At 68.9% G+C, this 22,667-nt stretch carries 19 protein-coding genes; 8 read left to right on the plus strand and 11 right to left on the minus strand.

Translation table 11 applies throughout. The features are described 5' to 3' along the window. Positions 1 to 3: 3 nt before the first annotated feature. From BWI15_RS12470 to BWI15_RS12505, 8 genes are all read right to left on the minus strand, one after another. Complete coding sequence (locus BWI15_RS12470; RefSeq protein ID WP_077014478.1) at positions 4 to 1,395, minus strand: family 2B encapsulin nanocompartment shell protein; 1,392 nt, start codon at positions 1,393 to 1,395, stop codon at positions 4 to 6. Beyond that, on the minus strand, positions 1,392 to 3,389 hold the full coding sequence (locus BWI15_RS12475; protein WP_237771240.1) for a terpene synthase family protein: 1,998 nt from the start codon (positions 3,387 to 3,389) through the stop codon (positions 1,392 to 1,394). Before BWI15_RS12475 ends, BWI15_RS12470 begins: the two co-directional genes overlap by 4 nt. Positions 3,390 to 3,768: 379 nt before the next feature. Beyond that, positions 3,769 to 5,184, minus strand: coding sequence for a family 2B encapsulin nanocompartment shell protein (locus BWI15_RS12480; RefSeq protein WP_077014479.1), 1,416 nt, complete (start codon positions 5,182 to 5,184; stop codon positions 3,769 to 3,771). 411 nt (positions 5,185 to 5,595) lie between these two features. Then, on the minus strand, positions 5,596 to 6,483 hold the full coding sequence (locus BWI15_RS12485) for an ABC transporter ATP-binding protein (RefSeq protein ID WP_077014480.1): 888 nt from the start codon (positions 6,481 to 6,483) through the stop codon (positions 5,596 to 5,598). Next, positions 6,480 to 7,298, minus strand: a complete 819-nt coding sequence (locus BWI15_RS12490) for an ABC transporter ATP-binding protein (protein ID WP_077014481.1) — start codon at positions 7,296 to 7,298, stop codon at positions 6,480 to 6,482. Before BWI15_RS12490 ends, BWI15_RS12485 begins: the two co-directional genes overlap by 4 nt. Next, on the minus strand, positions 7,291 to 8,166 hold the full coding sequence (locus tag BWI15_RS12495; RefSeq protein WP_077014865.1) for an ABC transporter permease: 876 nt from the start codon (positions 8,164 to 8,166) through the stop codon (positions 7,291 to 7,293). The genes BWI15_RS12490 and BWI15_RS12495 overlap by 8 nt, the downstream gene beginning before the upstream one ends. 5 nt (positions 8,167 to 8,171) lie before the next feature. Further along, a complete protein-coding gene (locus BWI15_RS12500) occupies positions 8,172 to 9,266 on the minus strand; it encodes an ABC transporter permease (RefSeq protein WP_077014482.1) in 1,095 nt (364 codons plus the stop codon). Then, positions 9,263 to 11,104, minus strand: coding sequence for an ABC transporter substrate-binding protein (locus BWI15_RS12505; protein WP_077014483.1), 1,842 nt, complete (start codon positions 11,102 to 11,104; stop codon positions 9,263 to 9,265). The genes BWI15_RS12500 and BWI15_RS12505 overlap by 4 nt, the downstream gene beginning before the upstream one ends. Before the next feature lie 404 nt (positions 11,105 to 11,508). Here BWI15_RS12505 and BWI15_RS12510 point away from each other — a divergent pair, with 404 nt between their 5' ends. From BWI15_RS12510 to BWI15_RS12525, 4 genes are all read left to right on the plus strand, one after another. Beyond that, positions 11,509 to 12,324, plus strand: a complete 816-nt coding sequence (locus tag BWI15_RS12510; protein ID WP_077014484.1) for a class I SAM-dependent methyltransferase — start codon at positions 11,509 to 11,511, stop codon at positions 12,322 to 12,324. 91 nt (positions 12,325 to 12,415) lie between these two features. Continuing rightward, on the plus strand, positions 12,416 to 14,209 hold the full coding sequence (locus BWI15_RS12515) for a BTAD domain-containing putative transcriptional regulator (RefSeq protein WP_077014485.1): 1,794 nt from the start codon (positions 12,416 to 12,418) through the stop codon (positions 14,207 to 14,209). Then, entirely contained in the window at positions 14,209 to 15,021 is an 813-nt protein-coding gene (locus BWI15_RS12520; RefSeq protein ID WP_077014486.1) for a class I SAM-dependent methyltransferase, read from the plus strand. The genes BWI15_RS12515 and BWI15_RS12520 overlap by 1 nt, the downstream gene beginning before the upstream one ends. A gap of 44 nt (positions 15,022 to 15,065) precedes the next feature. Beyond that, a complete protein-coding gene (locus BWI15_RS12525) occupies positions 15,066 to 15,656 on the plus strand; it encodes a carboxymuconolactone decarboxylase family protein (RefSeq protein WP_083750715.1) in 591 nt (196 codons plus the stop codon). A gap of 32 nt (positions 15,657 to 15,688) precedes the next feature. Here the strand turns inward: BWI15_RS12525 and BWI15_RS39710 are convergent, their stop codons facing one another. Then, positions 15,689 to 19,153, minus strand: a complete 3,465-nt coding sequence (locus BWI15_RS39710; protein ID WP_193432155.1) for a sacsin N-terminal ATP-binding-like domain-containing protein — start codon at positions 19,151 to 19,153, stop codon at positions 15,689 to 15,691. Positions 19,154 to 19,245: 92 nt separating this feature from the next. Here BWI15_RS39710 and BWI15_RS12535 point away from each other — a divergent pair, with 92 nt between their 5' ends. Genes BWI15_RS12535 through BWI15_RS12550 form a run of 4 tightly spaced genes read left to right on the plus strand, consistent with a single transcriptional unit; the run spans position 19,246 to position 21,557 of the window. Then, positions 19,246 to 19,461, plus strand: a complete 216-nt coding sequence (locus BWI15_RS12535) for a hypothetical protein (RefSeq protein WP_143465531.1) — start codon at positions 19,246 to 19,248, stop codon at positions 19,459 to 19,461. Positions 19,462 to 19,503: 42 nt separating this feature from the next. Then, the gene (locus tag BWI15_RS12540; RefSeq protein WP_077014489.1) at positions 19,504 to 20,100 is read left to right on the plus strand and encodes a nitroreductase family protein; all 597 of its coding nucleotides are present in this window, start codon (positions 19,504 to 19,506) and stop codon (positions 20,098 to 20,100) included. A 34-nt stretch (positions 20,101 to 20,134) separates the two neighbouring features. After that, positions 20,135 to 20,938, plus strand: a complete 804-nt coding sequence (locus BWI15_RS12545) for an SGNH/GDSL hydrolase family protein (protein WP_077014866.1) — start codon at positions 20,135 to 20,137, stop codon at positions 20,936 to 20,938. A gap of 22 nt (positions 20,939 to 20,960) precedes the next feature. Beyond that, positions 20,961 to 21,557: a GNAT family N-acetyltransferase gene (locus BWI15_RS12550; protein ID WP_083750759.1), complete on the plus strand. Its 597-nt coding sequence runs from the start codon at positions 20,961 to 20,963 to the stop codon at positions 21,555 to 21,557. Here the strand turns inward: BWI15_RS12550 and BWI15_RS12555 are convergent. Both BWI15_RS12555 and BWI15_RS12560 read right to left on the minus strand, forming a co-directional pair. Continuing rightward, complete coding sequence (locus BWI15_RS12555; protein WP_077014491.1) at positions 21,554 to 22,168, minus strand: class I SAM-dependent methyltransferase; 615 nt, start codon at positions 22,166 to 22,168, stop codon at positions 21,554 to 21,556. The two genes, BWI15_RS12550 and BWI15_RS12555, sit on opposite strands and share 4 nt — an antisense overlap. Before the next feature lie 45 nt (positions 22,169 to 22,213). Next, positions 22,214 to 22,603, minus strand: a complete 390-nt coding sequence (locus BWI15_RS12560) for a YciI family protein (RefSeq protein WP_077014492.1) — start codon at positions 22,601 to 22,603, stop codon at positions 22,214 to 22,216. Between the last annotated feature and the right edge of the window lie 64 nt (positions 22,604 to 22,667).

Below are 22,667 nucleotides of genomic sequence, written 5' to 3' on the forward strand. Positions count from 1 at the left end.
TCCTCATCCGCCGAGTTCGACGTGCTCGAGGACACCGAGGGCGTCCGGCACCAGGACCGCGGCGGAGTAGTAGGTGCTGACCAGGTACGACGTGACGGCCTTCTCGTTGATGCTCATGAAGCGGGCGTTCAGGCCCGGCTCGACCTCGTCCGGCAGTCCGGTCTGACGCAGGCCGATCACGCCCTCGTCCTCGAGGCCGGTGCGCATCACCAGCACCGACGTCGTGTTGTCGGCGTCGATCGGGATCTTGTTGCAGGGCAGGATCGGCACCCCGCGCCAGGTCTGAACCCGCTGGCCGTCGACGAGAGCGTTCTCCGGGTAGACCCCGGCCTTCGTGCACTCCCGCCCGAACGCCGCGATCGCCCGCGGGTGGGCCAGCAATGCGCGCGGTTTGCGCCGGCGGGTGAGCAACTCGTCGAAGTCGTCCGGGGTCGGCGGACCGGTGCGCGGGTACAGGCATTGCTTGAAGTCCACGTTGTGCAGCAACCCGAAGTCCCGGTTGTTGATCAGCTCGTGCTCCTGGCGTTCCCGCAGCGCCTCGATGGTCAGCCGCAACTGCTGCTCGGTCTGGTTCATCGGATGGTTGTAGAGGTCGGCGACGCGGGTGTGCACGCGCAGGATCGTCTGCGCGACGCTCAGCTCGTACTCCCGCGGCGCGGGGTCGTAGTCCACGAACGTCCCGGGCAGGTCGTCCTCCAGCGCGTGACCGGAGGAGAGCGCGATCTCGGCCTCACCGTTCTTGTTCTGTGGCGGCCGCGGACGGGACCGGATGTCGTCCAGATACGCCCGCAGCACCTCGGAACGATCCTTCAGCTCCTCCAGGGACTGCCGGGTGAGGCGCAGCACGGTGCACCGGGTCGTCGTCCGGGCGGTGTACTCCCAGATGCTCTCCGGCGGATCCAGGAACAGCTGCTCGCCCAGATAGTCGCCGTCGGCCGAAAGGCCCAGGTCGGTGCCGTCGCCGTACGGGCCGATGCCGATCCGGCTGACCTTGCCATGGGCAATCAACAACACGTCGTCGATCCGGCTGCCGAACTCGGTGAGCGCGTAGCCGGGTTCGTACTCCTCGACCCCGAAGCGGTTCGCCAGTTCCTGCAGCACGTCGGTGTCGGCCAGCTCGCGCAGCGGTGCCAGTTCGGTCAGCTCCTGCGGGATCACCCGGACGTCGGCCCCGGAGACCGAGAACGTCAGCCGGCCGTCCCCGACCGCGTAGCTGGTCCGGCGGTTCACCCGGTAGGCGCCGCCCTTGGTCTCCACCCAGGGCAGGATCCGGAGCAGCCAGCGCGGCGAGATGCCCTGCATCTGCGGCACGGTTTTTGTCGTACTGGCCAGCTGACGCGCGGCCGCGGTGCCCAGACTGAGCTGCGGTTTGACCTCGGTCTCAGATGTCGTCACAGTGCACCCTCCAGTCGCTTACCACTCATGGGTCGCCGGATCCGCCCGGCCGACGTTCCCAGCCCCGTCGACAGGCCCAGCACCTTCCGCGGAAGATGCAGTTGCTCGGCCTCGTCGTACCGGCCGCAGCCCTGGTGCCAGACGAGAATCCCGGACATCCAGTTCTGCAGTTCCTCGGCGTAACCGGTGAGGACCCGCCGGGAGGCGTCGTCGAGCTCGTAGTCGTCGAACAGCACCGGCAGATCCACCGCGACCAGCTGCTCGAACTGCCGCATCCGCGCCGTCATCAACGCGTTCACGGTCGCGAACGCTGTCGGCAGGTCGCAGTCGAGGAAGTTCCGTACGACGAGCACGCCGTTGTGCAGCTCGCCCTCGTACTGGATCTCCTTGCGGTACGAGAACACGTCGTTCACCAGGCAGGCGTAATCGGCGGCCGCGTTCTCCAGCGCCCGGATCGGCCGGGTCCGGTAGATCCGCGGTGGCACGGTCCGGCCGTGCCCGATCCGGCACAGACTCATCGTCAGGTCGGACCCGAACGTGCGTCGGCGCATCTCCAGGTAGTCGACCGGGTCGGGGATCCGGTGCTGGAACTGGTTCGCCAGCTCCCACAACCAGCTGTCGGTCATCGACTCGATCGCGTGCTTGAACGCTGCGCGAGCCTCCGGCGCCATCGGCCCCGCGGTCCGCTGCCACAGATCGGAGAGAGCGCGCTCCAGCCCGTTCACCGGGGCGATCTGCCCGTTCAGATCCAGCGGCATCAGCGCCGACAGCCGCCGGTTCGCCGCCTTCGCACCGGTCAGATCATGGGTTCGGCCGAAGACCACCGGGTAGTAGTCGTCGGCGTACGTGCCCCAGGCCAGCCACTGCGTCGACACGTCGAGCGCGTCCGGCTCGGCGTCGGGATGAATGCCCGCCGCACACAACGCGAGATCCGCGATTTCCAGCAGATGCCGGTCCCAGACCACACCGTCGGTGATTCCGATCCGCTCACCCCAGTCGAGAACGTTGGATCGCGCTTTCTCCAGATGCGGGCTGAGCTTGGCCCGGTACGGCATGTACAGCTCGGGCAACTCGACCGGCTCCACCACCTCGTACGGGCGGTGCGTATGCGTCCGGATCCGGTACGGCGCCGACGTCACCATCGACTGCAGGATCCGGGCCGCCGACGTGCCCAGCCCCTTCGGCCCGTCCAGAAAGGCGCTCGGCCCGAGCGTCGCCGCCTGACCGCCGTCGTTCATGTAGCGGCTCGACCGCAGGTGCCACTCGTGCCCACCGGACTGCCAGTCCTGCAGTCCCTTCACGTAGCTCAGGACGTCGAGCCGCCCCTGCGGGCTGACCCCGTGCTCCTCCAGCAGCGGCGGCACCTCGGTGAGCGCCGTGTTCTCGAACTGGTGCAGCCGCGACGTCAGGATGTCGTTCACCAGATCGGCCGCGCGCTGCGGAGAACATCCGAGAAAGCGCTCCACGACGAGAACGCCGTTGTTCAGCTCGCCTTCGGTCTCCACCTCGCGCTGGTACGAGAACAGGTCGTTGCGCAGGTGCACCGCGTCGGAGAAGGTGTCGCTCAGCACCTTCATCGGCCGCAGGTGCGCGACCTCGTCCGGTACCTCCGCCTGCACGGCGTACTCGACCAGGTTCGCCGACCAGGGCGCGCCGCCGACCTTGCGGCGCATCTCGACGTACTCGATCGGGTTCGGCAGCCGGCCCGCGCTGATGTTGGACAGCTCCCACAGCGACTCGGCCAGCAACGCCTCGGTCGTCTCCACGAACCGCCGCCGCCAGCCGGTCGACATCGACGGCACGGTCCGGTTCCACAGATCAGTGAGACCGCGCTCCACCGGGTTCTCCGGCGTCGCCGTGATCGGCCCCTCGACCGGCATGAACGCACTCAGCCGGTCCAGGTACGCCTTGGCGCCGGCCGTGTCCTGGGTCTTCTTGTAGAGCTCGAGGAAGTGGTCGTCGAAGTAGAACACCCACACGTACCAGTCGGTCACCAGGTCGAGCGCGGCCGCCCCGGGCGTCCGGATGGGTGTACGCGCACAGCAGCGCGTAGTCGTGGGACTCGAAGTCGTGCAGGTCCCAGATCGCCTTGCCCTCCTGCGGTACGTCGATCATGTCGAACGCGTACGCCCAGGCCCGGCTGTGCTCGCGCGCCTGCTCCAGGTGCGGGTTGATCCGCGCCGGATACGGCACGTAGAAGTCCGGCAACTGGTACGGCTGCTTGTTCTTGTTCCCGGTGGCGGACTGGGCGCCGGCCGTCGTACTGGTCTGCTGGACCGGTCGTTGACCGCCCGGCTCGTCCGTCGCGTCCCGCCCGACGCGGGAGACGAGCCGGGCGGCGGCTCCCGGTGGTTTCGGCGCTCTCATCCGGTCCTAGCCCTCGCGACCGATCTCGACGTCCTCGAGAATGCCGAGTGCGTCCGGCACCAGCACGGCGGCCGAGTAGTAGGCGCTGACCAGGTAGTTGATGATCGCCTTCTCGTTGATGTTCATGAACCGCACCGACAGGCCCGGCTCGTACTCGTCCGGCAGTCCGGTCTGGTGCAGGCCGACCACGCCCTGGCTGTCCTCACCGGTGCGCATCAGCAGGATCGAGCTGGTCCGGGTCTGGCTGACGCCGATCTTGTTGCACGGGAAGATCGGCACGCCCCGCCACGCCGGGACCCGATGGCCGCCGAAGTCGGCGCTGTCGGGGTAGATGCCGGCCTTCGTGCACTCCCGCCCGAACGCCGCGATCGTGCGCGGGTGGGCCAGGAAGAAGGCCGGCTCCTTCCAGACCAGACCGAGCAGCTCGTCCAGGTCGCCCGGCGTCGGCGGCCCGGTGCGGGTCGGGATCCGCATGCTCAGATCCGCGTTGTGCAGCAGGCCGAAGTCGCGGTTGTTCACCATCTCGTGTTCCTGGCGTTCCCGCAGCGCCTCGATGGTCAGCCGCAACTGCTGCTCGGTCTGATCCATCGGGTGGTTGTAGAGATCCGCGACCCGGGAGTGCACCCGCAGCACGGTCTGCGCGACGCTCAGCTCGTACTCCCGCGGCGTCGTCTCGTAGTCGACGTACGTGCCGGGCAGGTCGGCCTCACCCTCGTGACCCGCGGAGAGCGCGATCTCGGCCTCGCCGTACTCGTCCTGGTCCGGGAGCGGGTTGGCCCGGAACGCCTCGATGTGCGACCGCAGGCTGTCCGAGCGCCCGACCAGTTCCTCGAACGACTGCTGCGTCAGCGTCAGCAACGTGCACGGGGTGATCGCCTTGACGGTGTACTCCCAGTAGTCCTCGGACTCGAGGATCGCCCGGTACGTGAAGTGGTCGCCGTCGGCAAGCGTCTGCAGCACGGTCTCGTCGCCGTACTTGCCGGCACCGATCTTGTTCACCTTGCCGTGCGCGATCAGGCAGATCCGGTCGGCGGGCCGGCCCCGCTCGACGATCACGTCGCCGGGCTGGAACTCCTGCTGCTCGAACCGGTCGGCGAGCGCGGTCAGCACCTCGACGTCGTCGAAGCTGCGCAGCAGGGCCAGCTCGCACAGCTCCTGCGGGATCACCCGGACGTCGGCTCCGGTGGTGGTGAAGGTGACCCGGCCGTCACCGACGGCGTAGTTGAGCCGCCGGTTCACCCGGTACGCACCGCCGTTCACCTGCACCCAGGGCAACAGTTTCAGCAACCACCTCGAGGTGATGCCCTGCATCTGCGGCTCGGACTTGGTCGTGGTCGCCAGGTTCCGCGCGGCAGCGGTTCCGAGGCTGAGTTGCGGTCGCTGCGTGGCGGCGTCGGACGACGCCGGTTCGGTCAAGGTCACGCGAAAAGCACCACCAATCGGGGTCGGACCGCCCGATCGCAGCACGCAGCGCCCCGCGAACACCGTGGGGTCCGGTCGGCGATCTGGCGGACAGCTCTACTCGGGCAGGCAGGAAGGCTTTGCGGGCAGGCCGCGGTGAGCGGCTGGTCGGACACAGGTGAGGGTCCAGCCGTGGTCCCCACCGGTGTTCGCCTCGAGCACCGGTGGCAACGCCGGCGCGGGACGGATCCGGCCGGTGGACGACTGCGCAGGACGCCCAGTTCGCCCTGTGCCCGGCCTGTCCGGCCCGAATACGAACTCACCGTAACCGAACTATCACCGCGTGCGTCAAGAGACGCACACGGTGACGATCTTGCAAAGCCCTCAGGACCCCGAATTAATGGCCGTGGAACCCCGACTCAATAGGTGTTCTCAGATGATCGGGGTCTCCGGAGCAGTGGCTTTCGGCGTACCGGCCTCGGCCGTACCGGACAGTTCGTCGACCTCGATCCGGCCGGTCCAGCGCTGGTCGGGGTCGGGTTGCGGAATCGAATCCAGCAACAACCGGGTGTAGGGATGCGACGGTTCGTGCATCACGACGTCGACCGGTCCGCGCTCGACGATGCGGCCGCGGTTGATCACCATCACCGAGCCGCCGAGGTAGTACACGGTGGACAGGTCGTGGGTGATGAACAGGGTCGTCATCCCGTACTCACGCTGGAAGTCCAGCAGGATGTCGAGAAACAGCCGGCGAACCTGGGCGTCGAGCATCGACACCGGCTCGTCGGCGATCACGAACGCGGGCCGGAGCATGTGGATCCGGGCCAGCATCACCCGTTGCCGCTGGCCACCGGACAGCTGGTGCGGATACCGGCCGAGGACGCGGTCCGGGTCGAGCTTCACGGCGTCGAGAGAGCGCTCGATCAGGGCCAGTCCCTCGGCCCGGCTCGTGGCCAGACCGAACTTCTTGACCGCCTTCCAGAGCACCCGATCGACGCGGTAGAAGGGATTGAAGATCGCGTACGGGTCCTGGAAGACCGGTTGCACGTTGCGCCGGTAGTCGTCGTACTCGTCGCGGTTGAGCTTGAAGATGTCCTTGCCGCCGTACTTCACGGTGCCGCTGGTCGGCTTCTGCAGGCCGAGCACGTTGCGCGCGATGGTGCTCTTGCCGCTGCCGCTCTGACCGACCAGGCTGACCACCTGCGGAGGTTCCGGGGAGAGCGTGAAGCTCGCGTCCTCGACCGCGGTCAGGTAGCCGCCGGCCGCGCCGCGCGCGTGGAACCGTTGCTGGACGCCACTGAGTTCGATCGTCTTGGTCACGATGCCCTCCTGCCCAGGCGCGGGATCGACTCGATCAACTGCCGGGTGTACTCGTGCTGGGGCTGCTTGTAGACCTGCCGTACGTCGCCGACCTCGACCAGCTTGCCCTCGTACATCACCGCGACCCGGTCGACCAGCTGCGCGTGCACGCCCATGTCGTGCGAGATCACCACCAGCGTGACGCCGAAGTCGCGCTGCAGGTCGACGAGGCTCTGCAGGATCACCCGCTGGATCGTCACGTCGAGCGCCGTGGTCGGCTCGTCGGCGATCACCAGGTCCGGCTCGAGCGCGACACAGATTGCCATCAGCACCCGTTGCTTCATCCCGCCCGACAGCTCGTGCGGATACATCCGGGCCACATCCGGCTCCAGCCCGACCTGCGCGAGCAACCGCGGGATCAGCTCGGAGAGCGTGTTCTTGCGATCCGGCGCGTGTTCCAGGATGACGTCGCGGAACTGGTCGCCGATCCGCATCACCGGGTTGAGCGAGCTCATCGATCCCTGCGGCAGGTACGAGAGCGCGCTCCAGCGCAGCACTCGCAGCTCCTCGCCCTCGACCTTCAGCAGGTCGACCGGCGACCGCCCCCGGGGACGGAAGATCGCGCTCCCCGCGGTCACCTTGCCCGGTGGCTTGAGCAGCCGCAGCAGCGCGACGGCGAGCGTGCTCTTCCCGCTCCCGGACTCCCCCGCGATCCCGAGGATCTCCCCGCGGCGTACCGCCAGGTCCAGCCCGGAGACCGCCTTCACCTCACCGCGGTTGGTGGAGTAGCCGACCTCCAGGCCGGAGATCTCCAGCACGATGTCGTCGTCACTCACCAGCCACTCCTCTCAGCCGCGGGTTGTAGACCTCTTCGAGCCCGATGTTGATCATGTTCAGCGCCGCGAACAGCACGGTCAGCAGCACGATCGGTACGACGAACATCGGCCAGGCGCCCAGCGTCAGCGCGCCGGTGTTGATCGCGTTGAAGATGATCTGACCGAGGTCGATCACGCCACCGGGGCCCAGACCGATCACCTCCAGCCCGACCAGGCCGAAGATCGCGCCGAGCGCCGACGAGGCGAACCCGACGCCGATGAACGGCAGCAGGTTCGGCAGCAGTTCGGTGACGATGATCTCCAGGTCACGGGCCTTGCTCACCCGCGCCAGGTCGACGTACGGGCGTGACCGCAGGCTGAGTACCTGGGAGCGGATCGTCTTGGCCGCGAACGGCCAGCTGAAGATCGAGATCATCACCCCGACCTGGAACAGGCTGACGTTCTTGGCGTACGCCGACAGCGCGATCAGCAGCGGGAACGTCGGGATCACCAGCAGGATCCCGGTGAAGGTCGACAGCACGTTGTCCACCCAGCCGCCCTTGTAGCCGGCCACGAACGCGACGATCACGCCGACCACGGTCGAGATCACGCCGGCGATCGCGCCGATCTGCAGCGACACCGAGGTCGCGCTGATCACCATCGCCAGCACGTCCCGGCCGAACTGGTCGGTGCCGAGCAAGTGGTCCGACGACGGCACCAGCCAGCGCTCGTACGTCGCCAGCTCGAGCGGGTCCTTGCCGTTGCCAATGGCATCGACCAGGACCGGGCTGAGAACGGCCAGCAGGATCATCAGTGCGAGCAGCGCCAGGCCGGTCGCCAGTCGCGGACTGTGCCGGATCGTGTGTCCGGTCGCGGTCAGTAGTCTCATCGCGATCACTTCCAGTACTTGACCCGAGGGTCAAGCAGGGGCAGCAGGAGGTCGAGCAGCAGGACGGCGGTGAGCACCGAGAAGATCGCCATGTCGGTCACGCCCAGAATCGTGTTGAAGTCGAGCTGCTGGATCGCCGTCACCAGCGTCGACCCCAGGCCCGGGTAGTTGAACAGCTGCTCGACCAGCACGTTGCCGTTGAAGATGAAGCCGAGCGAGATGCCGAACGCGGTGATCTGCGGCAGGTAGCAGTTGCGCAGCGCGTACCGGGTCAGGATTCGCCACGGCTTGAGGCCCTTCGCCTCGGCGTACACGAGGTAGTCCTCGCCGAGGACCGGGACCATCAGCATCCGGGTGGACAGGATCCAGCTGAAGGTGCCGATCAGCACGATCGACATCGCCGGCAGGAACCCGTACTTGATCACGCTGCCGATGAAGTCCGGACTGAACCCGGGAGTGATCGTCGAGTCGTAGGCCGACCGGGCCGGCAGCATGCCAAGCGTGTAGGCGAACACATAGACCAGGATCAGCGCCACGAAGAAGAACGGAACGTGCGACAGCGCGATCGACAGGTTCGTGATGATCGTGGAGCCGAGCTTGCCGCGCCGCCAGCCGGCGATCGCGCCGATGATCACCCCGAGCACCCAGCTCATCGCCGCGGCGATGCCGAGCAGGCCGATCGTCCAGGGCAACGACCGCAGGATCACGTCCTGCGCCGGCGTCGGATAGTTGATCAGCGACGGGCCGAGATCGCCGTGCAAGATCAGGTTCTGCATGTACTTCAGGTACTGGGTGAAGATGTTGCCGTCCAACCCGAACTCGGTCTGGTACCGCGCGATCACCTCCGCGCTGGCCGCCTGGTTGTAGACGTAGTTCTGCTGCAGGGTCTGGATCAGCGTCTGGATCGGGTCACCGGGAATCATCCGGAAGAAGAAGAACGCGATCGTCAGCGCGCCCCACAACTCGACCAGGTACAACCCGAACCGCCGGATCGCGTACGCCGCCAGCGGATGCCGCGCCAGCCAGGCCCGCAGGCCGCGGGAGGGAGCGCTCTCCGCGCTCTCCCCCGCGACCGTCGCGGACGGCGCGGTGGCGGTCACGCCGGCCCCTTCTGGCCGGTCGGCTTCAACCTTCCGAGCACGAAGATGAAGTGCGACCACCAGTTCAGCGGGACCTGGTACAGGTCGTCGTCGGTCGGCCAGCCGGTCCAGAACGTCGTGTTGAAGTACGACGGGTAGCCGGTCTGGATCACCGGCATCAGCGGCAGCTGCTGGAAGTAGATCTCCAGCGCCTCGTCCAGCAAGGGCTTGGCCTCCGGGCTCTTCGGGTCCAGCTGGGCCAGCTTGCTCGAGATCTCGTCCAGCTTCGGGTTCTTCAGCCGCTGCTTGTTCTTGCCGGCCGCGTTCTTGCCGATCGGCTGCGCCTTGTCACTGGTCCAGTCGGTGTAGAGCTGCTGGGGGTCGAACGCGAAGCCGGCCCAGTTGGAGTCCAGGTCGTACTCGCCGCGCTCGAACTTCTCGCTGTGCACGGGACCGCTGAGTGACCGCAGTGTCGCCGGCACACCGACCTTGGCCAGGTCGGTCTTGATCACGTTGGCGATCGCGTATTCCTCTTTGTCGACCGGCGACGCGGTGATGATCTCGAGGTTGATCTCCTTGCCCTTGTACATCCGTTTGCCGGCCGCGTTCTTCGGGGCGATCTCGTCCAGCAGCGCGTTCGCCTTGTCCGGGTTGTACTCGAACTTGTACTTCTCGGCCAGCTCGTCGTTCTTCCACTGGTCGTTGCTCGGGTAGTCGGCCCACGGGTAGATCGCCGCCGGCACCTCCACCGGCCAGATCGACTTGCCGATCTTCTCCCGGTCGATCATGTAGTTGATCGCCCAGCGCATCTTGGGCTCGGCGATCACGCCCCGCGCCGGGTCGCAGTTCGGCCAGATGACCCGTGGGTTCGGGTCGTGGAACTGGGTGGTGACCAGGTTCGGGTAACCGGTGTTGCGCAGCTGCTTGGCGTGCTGCTCGTCGATCGAGCCGACGTCGAACTCGGCCCGCTCGAAGGCCAGCGCCGCGGAGTCGTTCTGCTTGGCCGTGCTCTGGTACACCACGTACTGCGGCGCCGGGTCGAGCTGGTCCTTGGCCCAGTAGTCGGGATTCTTCTCCCAGACGTACATCCGCTGGGCGCGAATCATCTGCTTGAGCTTGTACGGGCCGGTGCGCGTCGGCGGGTTCTCCTTGAACTTGGTCGGGTCCTGGCCCTTCCAGATGTGCTCGGGCAGGATGTCGAACCCGCTGCCGATCGCGACGATGAAGTTGTAGTGCAGCCGCGGACCGGGCTTCTTCATCTTGATCACCGCGGTGTGGTCGTCCGGTACGTCGATCGACTGGACGAACTCGCCCAGCTCGCCACCGCCGCCGAACAGGTCCTTGCGATCCTTCAGCAGCATGACGGTGAACTTGAAGTCGTTCGCGGTGAGCGGTTTGCCGTCGCTCCACTTGACCTTCGGCTCGAAGGTGATGGTCAGCTCGGTGTGGGTGTCGTTGTACTTGTAACCCGTGGCCAGCCACGGCTTCAGCTCGCCGTTGGCCAGGTTCAGGTAGAACATCGCCTCGCGGCAGACCGACTCGAACCCGGCGCCGGACTGCCAGCCGTTGGGGATCATCGTGTTGAAGCTGTCGAAGACGTTGTACTCGACCTGGCCGACCACGACCGTCTGGTCACGCGGCGTGGGAATGTTCGCCTTGCCGATCTGCACCGATTTCGGGGCGGCGGCGGGCTTGTCGTTGGCTGGTTTGTCGGAGTACGAACCGCCGCTGCCGGAGCAGGCGGCCAGCAGGCCGGACAGACCCAGAGCCGCACCTCCCCCGACCACACTGCGGCGACTCATCTGGTGGCGCAGAACGTCTACGACGTTTTCGAACTGCGGGCGCGGCGCGTCGTTCACGATCGGATCTCCTTCGGTCCGAGGGTGTGGCTCGGCCTCGGTCGGCGCGGCGGGCCGCGCCCCGGCCGGGTGTGTCGAATGGCATCTCCGTTTCGCGTACTCGGGAGCCGGTGTCACTGATTGAAACGTTTCCCGGACTATAAGTAGCGATGACAACGATGGCAAGAGTTCGCTGCCAGGATTGGGAAATCCGTCAGTTTGCGCTGCTCCGTCGCTAGACCAACCGCTGACAACGATGGCTTGCGCTCCGTGATCGCGCCGCCGGCTCGGCCGTCACACGCTTTGTCACACGGTGAGCCGGTTCGCTCGTCCTGTCGCCACCGCAGGTGGCGGCGAGCCCGGGAAGGTCCCGGGCGACTCGTGTCACTGGGGGACGCGGCAACCAGTTCCAGGGGGAACCACGCATGACGAGTACCACTGTCGATTTCGAGGCGATCAAGGCCAAGCAGCGGGCGGGCTGGGAGACCGGCGACTACCCGCGGGTCGGCAACACCTTGCAGATCATCGCCGAACTGCTGGTCGAGGCGGCCGACGTCCGGGCGGGGCAACGAGCCCTGGACGTCGCGTGCGGCCAGGGCAACGCGGCCCTGGCGGCAGCACGCCGGTTCGCCGACGCGACCGGGATCGACTACGCCACCAATCTGCTCGAGCAGGGGCGCGAACGCGCCGCCGCCGAGCACCTGCCGGTGACCTTCACCGAAGGAGACGCCGAAAACCTGCCCGTGCCGGACGCTTCGTTCGACCTCGTGCTGAGCACGGTCGGCGTGATGTTCGCTCCGGACCACCAGCGGGCCGCGGACGAGCTGGTCCGGGTCACCAAGCCGGGCGGCAAGATCGCGCTCTCCAGCTGGACCCCGACCGGGATGGTCGGGCAGATGTTCAAGGTGGTCGGCAAGTGGGCTCCGCCGCCGGCCGGGGTGAAACCCGCTGTGCTGTGGGGCACCGAGCAGCACCTCGCCGAGCTGTTCGGCGACCGGGTCGAGTGGACCGCGCTCGAGAAGCGCGAGTACGTGTTCCGGTACCACTCGGCCGAGCACTTCTCGGAGTGGTTCCGCGAGTTCTACGGTCCGATCACCAAGCTGGCGGCGAGTCTGCCGGAGGCGGACCGGGCCCAGTTCGCGGCCGAACTGGCCGACGTACCGCGCGGCTTCAACCAGGCCGACGACGGCACCCTCGCCGCGCACGCGGAGTACCTGGAAGCAGTCGGCGTACGCCGCTGACAGCGCATCGACCGGCGGCGGCCGAGGGGACCGTCGCCGGTCGGTGACACCGGTGGGGGTACGGGTTCACACTGAGGTCGGGGGTGGGGTCATGAAGGGGACGATCAGGCTGCTCGGCCGGCCGTCGATCGAGTACGACGGTGGGCCCGTGCGGCCGCCGCGAGGACGCAAGAGCTGGGCGTTGCTCGGCTACGTGCTGCTCGCGGAACGTCCTCCGGCCCGCAAACGCCTGGCCGAGCTGCTGTTCGCGGACGCCGAGGACCCGCTCGGCGCGCTCCGCTGGACACTGGCGGAGCTGCGCCGGGCGCTCGGCGTACGGGAAGTGCTCTCTGGTGATCCCGTGATGGTCTCGCTGACCGGTGTGATGGCCGTGGACGTGCTGCAGGTGCTCAGCGAGCCCGATCCGGAGCACCTGCTCGCGGTCGAGGGTGAGCTGCTCGAAGGGGTCGAGCTGGACTCCTGCCCGGACTTCGAGTCCTGGCTGATGGTCGAGCGGCAACGGGTTGCGTCGGCGGTGGAGGCTCGCCTGCGCGAAGCCGCGGTCGGCCTGGTCGCGGCGGGGCGGGCGCGGGACGCGATTCCCTTTGCCAGCAAGGCGGTTGCGTCGAATCCGCTGGAGCAAGGAAACCACGAGTTGCTGGTGCGGAGTCTGGCGGTCTCGGGCGATCGGCCGGCTGCGTTGCGGCAGATCGCGGTGTGCGAGGACGTGCTGCGCCGCGAGCTCGGCGTCGAGGCCTCGGCTGCACTACGGCAGGCGTCCGCGGTCGATCGCGGGCCGTCGCTCGAGGTCGTCGGGAGTCGCGCCAGCGCGTCGAGCGCCTTCGAAGCGGGGCGAGCGGCCGTCGCCGCGGGAGTCGTCGAGTCGGGACTGGAGTGTCTTCGCAGAGCGGTCTCCGAGGCGGCGCGCTGCGGTGACACGGAGCTTCAGGGACGCGCTCTCGTCGCTCTCGGCGGTGCTCTCGTGCACGCGATCCGCGGGCGGGACGAAGAGGGCGCGATCACGTTGCAGGAGGCGATCCTGGTCGCGGAACGGGCCGGCGATCGCGCGACCGTCGTCGCGGCGTACCGGGAGCTCGGGTTCGTCGAGGTGCAGGCCGGGCGGCGGGCGACGGCCGAGACCTGGCTGGCCAAGGCGGCGAACCTGGCCGAGACCGACGAGGAGAACGCCGCGATCCTCGGCGTACGGGGGATGAACTCATCGGATCTCGCCGACTATCCGGCCGCGCTGCGTCAGCTGGAGGAATCGGTCGACCTCGCGGCCCGGTGCGGCGATCCGCGGCAGCAGGCCTGGTCGTTGTCGATCCTCGGGCGGGCGCATCTGCTCCGCGGCGAGTACAGCCAGGCGAGCGCCGCGATCGCCCACTCGCTCGAACTCGTCAGGCAGCAACGGTGGGTCGCTTTCATGCCCTGGCCGCAGGCGTTGCAGGCCGAGCTCGACCTGTACGCCGGACGGGTGGGCGCAGCCGCCGAGGGTTTCGAACAGGCTTGGGCGCTCGGGTGTCAGGTCAATGATCCCTGCTGGGAAGGGATTTCGGCCCGCGGACTCGGCCTGCTCGCCGCTGAGCGCGGGGACTACCAGGGTGTGGTGCATTGGCTGGATCAAGCGGCTCGCCGCGCCAGCCGTGAACCGGACCGCTATCAATGGGTGCACGCGCATGTTCTCGACACGGCCGCCGGCACCGCGATCGACCAAGGCGATGAGGCGCGCGCTCGGCCCCTGGTCGCCCAGCTCGCCGCTCTCGCCGCACGCTGCGACATGCGCGAGTTGGTCGTCCGCGCCCAGCTCCATCTCGGCCGGCTGGGTGATCCGCAAGCGGCCCAGTCCGCCCGGCGGATGGCGGCCGGCATCGACAATCCGCGTTTGACCAATCTGTTAGAGGCCTGATGACCAACACTGTCACGACGGACTGGACGATCGTCGACGAAGGGTGGGGCCGCAAGGCCGTCGACTTCGCGACGCTGAGCGAACCGACCAACTGCCGCGAATATGTTGCCTTGCACCACCATCTCGGGGTCGCCGACGGCGACCGCCTGCTGGACGTCGCGTGCGGCGCCGGCCTGGCGGTCGAGCTCGCGCAGTTGCGCGGCGCGGCGTGTGCCGGGATCGATGCGTCTCCCCGGCTGATCGCGGTTGCTCGCGATCGCAGCCCCGGCGCCGATCTGCGGGTCGGTGACATGCACGCGCTGCCCTGGGCCGACGAGAGCTTCGACGTCGTGACGAGCTTCCGGGGCATCTGGGGTACGACGCCCGCGGCGCTCGGCGAGATCCACCGCGTGCTTCGCCCTGGCGGACGCGTCGGTCTCACGGTTTGGGGGCATCTGAAACAGTCGCCGGGCGTGTGGGCGTTGGCGCCGTTCCGCCTGGCGGCGGAATCCAAGGTGCTCAACCAGGCGAAGATGGTCTCCCTCGGCCGGCCGGGTGTCGGCGAGGAACTGCTCGCCCAGTTCGGCTTCACCGGGATCGAGCGGATCGCCGTGCCCTTCGCGTGGGAGTTCCCGGATCCGGTCGCGTACGCGCGAGCGCTGGCGTCCACCGGGCCGGCGTACGAGGCGATTCAGCAGGTGGGCGAAGAGGAGTTCCACCGTCGGGCGGTCCTCGAGGCGACGGAGAAGGTGCGCGCCGGGCTGCCGTTGCGTGCCGAGCTGGCGGTCGCCGGATTCGTTGCCCACAAGCCTGAACTCGACGCGGCGACATGAGCGCCGCCGGATCCGCACCGAACCTTTCGATGGGAGCACATTCGATGACTTTCCTGCCCTTTCCCGAGCCCGACGACGCCGCCCGGGCGAGCTTCGCCGATGATCTCGCCGAGCTCGGGTTCGTGATGAACGGGACGCGGCTGTGGGCGTTCCATCCGGGATTGCAGGACGGCTTGTTCGCCCTGCTCGGCTCGCTGGTTCGGGAACACGATCTTGACTTCCGGACCCGGGCGATCCTGGTCACCGCGACCGCGTCCTCGCTCGGTGACTCGTACTGTTCCGTTGCTTGGGGCACCAAGCTCGCCCGGGAGACGTCGGCCGAGCACGCCGCCGCGGCGCTCACCGGTGACGACGCTTTGCTCTCCCCCGCGGAGAGCGCTCTCGCAACCTGGGCCCGCAAGGTCGTCCGTGAGCCGAACGCGACCACCGCCGACGACGTCGAATCTCTTCGGCGGTTCGGCTGGACCGACAAGCAGATCTTCGGGCTCACCGCGTTCGTGGCGCTGCGGATCGCGTTCTCGACTGTCAACGACGCGCTCGGCGTACGGCCGGATGCGGAGTACCACGACCTTGCTCCCGCAGCCGTGCTGGAAGCCCTCCCGGCCGGGCGGCCGCTCGAGTCACCTCGCCGCTAGCTGGTCGCGTCGCGCTACCGCTGGCTCGCCCGCTAGGTGGACGGGGAGGGGTCGAAGGTCGCGTCGATCCGCAGTTCGGACGCCCGAGTCGGGTCGCTGAGGACCGCGAGGATCACGTGCCGTTGATCCCAGCGTCCGGCCGCCCACGCGAGCGCCTTGGCCAGACCGTTGAACGTCGCCGCATGCGGCGCACCGTCGTCGTCGACCCACCAGGACACCTCGACGCCGTCGACGGTCAGCTCCTCGTGCTCCCACCAGAGCGCCGGTACGTCGGGCACGAGTTCCCGGACGATCGCCGGTACGTCGGCCGCCGTCCCCACCCCGTCGATCTTGCCCGCGGCAACGTCCCCCGCCATGGGCACTTCGAGCAGATCACTCAACCCGTCCGCCACCACCCCGGACGCGACCACGAACCCACCGAGATCGCCGCGCTGCAACCACATCGGCGCATCCGCCACGACAGCGTCACCAGCGGCAACGACCCGGCTCATCACCTCGTCGACCTCACCCGACCACCCGGCATCCGCACCGGCGTCACCCGCGTCGCCGGACCACCCGGCGCCCGCACCCGCGCCCGCGTCACCCGCGCCCTCGGACCACCCGGTATCCGCGTCGGCACCGTCCACACCGCCCTCCGCGGCTTCCAACGGTTCTCCACCCAGCACCCGCACGTGGTGCGGCGCCGAGTCCGGGTACACCGTCAGCGTCCCGAGCTGCTGCCAGAGACTCAGGATCGCGCTCTCTCCGATCTCCCGCCGCGGATCGGCCAGCCGGTCCAGCAGCTGCCCGACCCCGTCGACATCGAGGTCGCCCACCGTGCGCACCAGTCCGACCGCGGTCCGAATCTCCGGATCCAGCCGAGCCGTCCACTCCGGCGCCGGATCGAGCAGACTCGCCAGCACCGGATCCACCTCGGGATCCGCCCGCCCGGCCAGCGGCTCGCCGTCCTCCAGGAGAACGCGCTCTCTGATCCACCACGCCGCGTACGACGGAACCCCGTACGCGCGATCGTCCGGCCCGACCACCCGCGGCCGATCCACCAGGGCCCGCCGCAAATCCGGCGACGATCCGAACAGCTCCAGCACGCGCGGCCAGGCGTCGTCCGTGACCCAGTCCAGATCTCGTACGGCGACCAACTCGCCGACGGTCACCCCGTACCGCGAACCATCCGGCGCGACGTCGTCGGCCCAGTCCTCGATCCCGTCGAGGTCGGCCAGCTCGTCCGGCAACTCGTCGAGCGTGACGTCCGCGGCCGCGACGGTTCCGAGCGTGCTCAGGACCCCGATCGCACCGAGCGCCTCGGCGCCGTACCGCTCCAGCGCGTCGCGGTCGATCGGTGCGACCTCGTCGTGGTCCAGCACCGCCTCGGCCTCGGAGCCGGGGATCACCAGCGCGTTCGCCGGGACCAGTTCGCCGTCCGCGTCGCGCAGCAGGAGATCGGACAGCCACCACAAGCCATCGGCCTGGGCCGGATCCACCGCCACGACGGAGAGCACCGCCGCGGCGATCAGCTCGGGATCGTCGGCGTCGGCCGAGTTCTCCACCGCCGCCCGGACCGCGCTGTCCTCGAGCAGTGTCCGGGGAGTCGCGGGGAGCGCTCCCAGGCGTTCCAGCGTTTCGTGCGCCGCGTCCGGGTGAACGACCCGGACGCCGTACTCGCTGAAGGTCGCCAGCACGTCGCTCGGCAGCTCCCGCCCCGGCAACAACAGCCCACGCACACCGCGAACCAGCCGGCCATCGGCCAGCGGCACGGGCAACGTCCCCAGCGCCTCCCGCAGCAGCGGATCCGTGACCATCCCGGAGAGCGCTCCATACGTTTCCCGCCACCACTCGGGCGACTCCCCCGCCGCCCCGAGCTGATCCACCAGCTCGGCCAGATCGAGCCGCCGAACCCCGAGCGCGTCCAACGCGACCCGATCACCGCGCCCGCTCCGCACCAGCCCAGCCACAATCGGCGCCAGGACGCCGTTGAACGTGTCGTCGGCGCCTTCCACCACCACCGCGTCCCGCGGGGCCAACAGCCGCCGATCGTTGCCATCGGCCACCTGATCGACGACGCCTGGATGGTCGCCGCCAGCCAGCTCGTCGACCTGCTCGGCACGCACCTGCCCCGCGGGCACCTCCTCGGCGTGCACCTCCTCGGCGTGCACCCGCGCGGCGTGCGCCCGCGCGGCCTCGACCCCATCAGCGTCGCCCTCCGCGGCGCCGACCCACACGGCGCCGACCCGCTCAGCGACGCCCTCCGCGTCGACGGGCACCATCGGTCCGGACCGAACGCCACTGCGCGCGGCCTCACCGGCTGCAGCCTGCTGCGGATTCCCCACAGCCGGCAGCAACGGTGTCGTCGGCAAGACCCTCAGAATCGCATCGCGGAGAGCGCGATCCAGCGCCCCCGCAGCAAGGCCGGTCGGCACCAGCGGGAGTACGTTCACGCCGGCTTCGGCCTGCTGCTGAAGCAGACCGGCGTACGCGCGGGCTGCCTGCTCCACCAGATAGTCGGTCAGCGGCCCCTTGGCAACATGCCGACGAGCCGGATCGAGCGGAAAGGTTGCCAGCAGCAACACCGGCAGCGACAACGGCTCGTCGGTCGGAGTCGGCGCATAGACGGTCCGCGGTACGGCGGCGTCCGCCGAGCGGGGCAGCGCCCAGAGCACAGACCAGTACGGCCGGCTCCGCTCCTCGACCGGGCGATCGGCGAGCAACCGCTCTCTCGCGTTCTCGTCGAGCACCCCCGCGGCCCGTCGTACCACCCATCGCGACGTCACGTCGGCGAGTACCCGCTCCTCGCCGTCCACGTCGATCTCGATCCGCTCCAGCCCCGGCAAGGCGAGCAGCAACGGATCACCGGCCTCGGCGAGCAACCGCTGGACGAGCTGCCGCGCGGCGTCGTCCCGCAACGGCAGGATCACCGCCGTGTCGAACCCCTCCGGCGGCTCCCCCTCGGCGGCGAACGGCAGCCGCAGGACCGGCACCTGGCCGTCGCGCCGACGGACCTCCAGATCCAGTCCCTCCGACCCCAACGCCGCCACTGCCGCCGCCGAGTCCGCGCGCGAGAACCGCACGCCGCCGGACCGCGACAAGATCACCGGCTCGTCGCTCACCGCGAGCACCGCGGAGAACCCGACCCCGAACCGCCCGACCGCGACCGTCGCGGGATCCGCGTGCTGCGCGTCGCCGCCAGCATCCACCGCGTCGTCCCGCTTCGCCGAGGCGCGCAAGGTCGCGAGCGACTCCACCCCCTCCGCCGTCAGCGGAGCACCGGTGTTCGTGACGACCAGCGTCCCGTCCCGGAGCGAGAACCGCACCCGGCCTGGCACCCCGGCCCGCACCGCCGCGTCCGCCGCGTTCTGCGCGAGCTCGACGACCACCCGGTCCAGGTAACCACCGAGTGCGAGATCCTCCTCCGCGTTCGCGTCCTCCCGGAACCGCACCGGCGCCGCCGCCCAGCCCGCGAGAACGCGCTCTCTGATCTGGGAACTCCCGAAGTCTTCGCTCACGGCCGGAGCCTATGCGGCGCTGCGCCGGGGACGGAATCGCGGCCACGCATGGGCGCGGGTACCGACAGGTGAACCGCGCCGAGGAGGCCGTCATGGGAGTCCCCATCGTCATCGCACTGCTGCTGATCGTGCTGGCGGCTGTCGGCTTCTTGCTGTGGACGCTGTTCGCGGCCGGCCGGGGCGCGGTGGCAGCCGGCCAGTCGATGGCATCCGATCACCCCGAGGAAACCGCCCCGCACACCCAGGAGCGGACCAAGAGTCGATCGGTCGACACCACGCCCCCGGACGACGAGCCGACCGCACGCTGAAACGGCGTACCGCGAGAGCCGTCGACCGCGTACGTTGCACGAATGGACTTTCAGGACGTGGTACGACGGCGGCGGATGGTTCGGCGGTACGACGTGGCGCGAGCGGTGCCGGAGAACGTGGTGGAGCGCATTCTCGACAACGCTCAGCGGGCTCCCTCGGCCGGGTTCTCGCAGGGGTTCGGGTACCTGGTGCTCGACACCCAGGACGACATCGCGCGGTTCCGGGCGGCCGCGACCCCGGACGAGCAGCCGGAGAACTGGCTGGCCGCGAACGTGCAGGCCCCGCTGCTGATCGTGGTGCACTCGAACAAGGACGCCTACCTCGACCGGTACGCCGAGCCGGACAAGGGGCACACCGACCGGGCCGAGGACTGGTGGCCGGTGCCGTACTGGGACGTCGACGCCGGGATGTCAGCCCTGCTCATCCTGCAGACCGCGGTCGACGAAGGCCTCGGCGCCTGCTTCTTCGGGCTTCCCGCCGACCGGATCCCGGTCTACCGCGAGCAGTTCGGCGTACCGGACAACTTCATGCCGATCGGCGCGATCTCGATCGGCTACTCCGACGAACCGCCCCGCGACCTGAGCAAGCGCCGCAAGCCGACCGGCGAGCTGGTCCACCGCGGCCGCTGGACCACCTGACCGAAACCGCCCGCCGACCGGTAGGTTGGCGGCCGTGATCTCTCCTGGCAGCCGGTACGTCGCACTCGGCAGTTCGTTCGCGGCCGGGCCGGGGATCGCGCCCGTGCTCGACAAGGCCGCGGGCCGGTCCGGGCGGAACTATCCGCACCTGGTCGCCGAGCGGCTCGGGCTCGACCTGGTCGACGTCACGTACTCCGGCGCGACCACCGCTCACCTGCTCACCGACCGGCAGGACGACGCAGCGCCCCAGATCGATGCCGTCGGCCCGGACACCGCGCTGGTCACGGTGACGGCCGGCGGCAACGACCTGGACTACATCGGCTCGCTCCTGCGCGGCAGCCTGATGAACACCCTCGCCAAACCGGCGACGATCTTCGGTCGCCGGGTCGCGAACCGGATCCGCGCCCGGGTCAGCTACCTGCGCGACGACACCGCGTACGACGCGACCGCCGCAAGCCTGGCCGAGATCGTGCGCCGGATCCAAGATCGCGCTCCCTCGTCCCGGATCCTGCTGGTCGACTACCTCGCGGTCGTCGGGCCCGCGACGCGGCCGCGGCTCGACGTACCGCTGAACGAGGAGCAGCTGCCGAGCGTCGCGCTGATGGCGGACCGGTTGGCCGGTGCGTTCGCGCAGGCCGCGGAGAAGACGGGCGCGGAGCTGGTCGCGCTCTCCGACGTGAGCAAGAAGCATGCGGTCGGTTCGGCCGAGCCGTGGACGACGGGCTTCAGTCTGCGCTCGCCCCGGTTCGGCGGCGTCGTCCCGTACCACCCGAACGAAGCCGGCATGGCCGCCGTCGCCGAGTACGTCGTACGGCAGCTCGAGCAGGGGCCGAACTAGCCGTCTGCTTATGCTGCGAGGCGTGGCAGATGACCCTCCGCAGATCCGGCCGGCCGGGGCCGATGACGTCGAGCCGATGGTGCAAACGCTGGTGCGCGCGTTCGAGCACTACCCGATGTCGCGGCTGGCGATCGACCCCAACGGCTACCTCGCCCGGCTGGAACGCTACTACCGGCTCTTCGTCACCGGGATCGGTCTGCCGCACGGCAAGGTGTGGACCAGCAGCGACCACAGCGCGGTCTCCGTCTGGACCACGCCGCGGACGCCGCGGGACGTCTTGGCCCGGGTCGCCGACGAGTTCCACGAGATCGCCGGAGAGCGCGCTCTCCCGATGGAATCCGTCGGACAGGCGATGGCCATCCTCCGCCCGGACGAACCGCTGTGGATCCTCGGCATGGTCGGCGTCGACCCCGACCGCCAGGGTCAGGGCCTCGGCCGTGCGGTAATCGCACCGGGCCTGGCCCGCGCTGACGCGGAAGGCGCAGCCACCTTCCTCGAAACGCAGACCGCCCGCAATGTCGCCTTCTACGAGTCGCTCGGCTTCGACGTCCTCGGCGAGATCGATCTCCCGAACGACGGCCCGACCCATTGGGCCATGCGCCGCAAACCCCGGACCTAGCCGGGGCGTCGTGCCCAGAACAGCGTGTGCCCACTACTGCCTTCGGGCACGAACTCCTGCTCCTCCACGGTCAGACCGCTCCGGACGATCCACGCACGATTCGTCTCGGCGTCCGCGTGGCTCCACCACATGCTGACCCCGCTCTCGAGCCAGTCGCCGTCGACGCCGGTCCACTCATCCTGACCGGTCGTACAGACGAACCATCCGCCGGGTCGCAGCCACCGCGCGACGTTCGCCAGCACCTCCTGCTGCTCGTCCTGCGGCAGGTGGATCAACGCGTAGAACGAGACCACGGCGTCGAACGACTCGAACGGAAAGTCGAGCGACGCCGCGTCGGCCTGGATGAATGTTGCCTGAGGCACCAGCTCGCGCGCCCGGCGGATCTGCACCTCACTGATGTCGACGCCCGTTACGGAATGGCCGGCGGCCGCGAGCTCGCGGGCGAGCGGGATCCCGCTCCCGCAGCCGATGTCGAGCACCCGGCTGCCCTGGTCGAGCCGCTGCGTCAGCCGGTCGATCCAGGCCCGGTACTTCGACTCGCCGCCGTACGCCTCGTCGTAGCGCACCGAGAGCGCGTCGTACCCGCGCCGAACGATCTCTTTCGGGTCCATGACGCACGACGCTAGCGAGCCGACGCGCTCCGGGCGAGCCGATTGTCAGGCCGGGGCTTCGCCCTCCGGGTGGACCTCGACCGGCTGATTGCAGGGCTTACCACCGGGGCCGGGCGCCTGGGAGATCCGCAGCGCGATCTCGAGAGCGCGTTCCTCGTTCTTCACGTCGACCACCCAGTAGCCGGCCAGGACCTCCTTGGTCTCGCTGAACGGCCCGTCGGTGATGATCGGCTCACCGTTCTCGGTGGCTTGGACGGTTTTCATCTGGTCGGGACCCGACAGTCCCCGGCCCTCGACCATCTCGCCGGACTCGACCAGCTCCTTGTTGAGCTCGTCCATGAAGCCCACCATCGCCATCACGTCGTCGTGCGACCAGGTCCCGGGCATCTCGTCCCAGCCTTGCTTGTTCGAGTGGATCAACAGCATGTACTTCATCCCAGCTCCTCCAGCTCCGGCCGGCGGATGCCGCCGACCCCACCGAAACGCCATCCGGCGCCTG

The organism is Kribbella sp. ALI-6-A (genome assembly GCF_001984195.1).
Lineage (GTDB): Bacteria > Actinomycetota > Actinomycetes > Propionibacteriales > Kribbellaceae > Kribbella.

Coding starts and splice junctions, on each gene's coding strand:
- BWI15_RS12495 (WP_077014865.1), bottom strand. CDS start 8,166: ATGAGACTACTGACCGCGACCGGACACACGATCCGGCACAGTCCGCGA.
- BWI15_RS12510 (WP_077014484.1), top strand. CDS start 11,509: ATGACGAGTACCACTGTCGATTTCGAGGCGATCAAGGCCAAGCAGCGG.
- BWI15_RS12515 (WP_077014485.1), top strand. CDS start 12,416: ATGAAGGGGACGATCAGGCTGCTCGGCCGGCCGTCGATCGAGTACGAC.
- BWI15_RS12520 (WP_077014486.1), top strand. CDS start 14,209: ATGACCAACACTGTCACGACGGACTGGACGATCGTCGACGAAGGGTGG.
- BWI15_RS12525 (WP_083750715.1), top strand. CDS start 15,066: ATGACTTTCCTGCCCTTTCCCGAGCCCGACGACGCCGCCCGGGCGAGC.
- BWI15_RS12535 (WP_143465531.1), top strand. CDS start 19,246: ATGGGAGTCCCCATCGTCATCGCACTGCTGCTGATCGTGCTGGCGGCT.
- BWI15_RS12540 (WP_077014489.1), top strand. CDS start 19,504: ATGGACTTTCAGGACGTGGTACGACGGCGGCGGATGGTTCGGCGGTAC.
- BWI15_RS12555 (WP_077014491.1), bottom strand. CDS start 22,168: ATGGACCCGAAAGAGATCGTTCGGCGCGGGTACGACGCGCTCTCGGTG.
- BWI15_RS12560 (WP_077014492.1), bottom strand. CDS start 22,603: ATGAAGTACATGCTGTTGATCCACTCGAACAAGCAAGGCTGGGACGAG.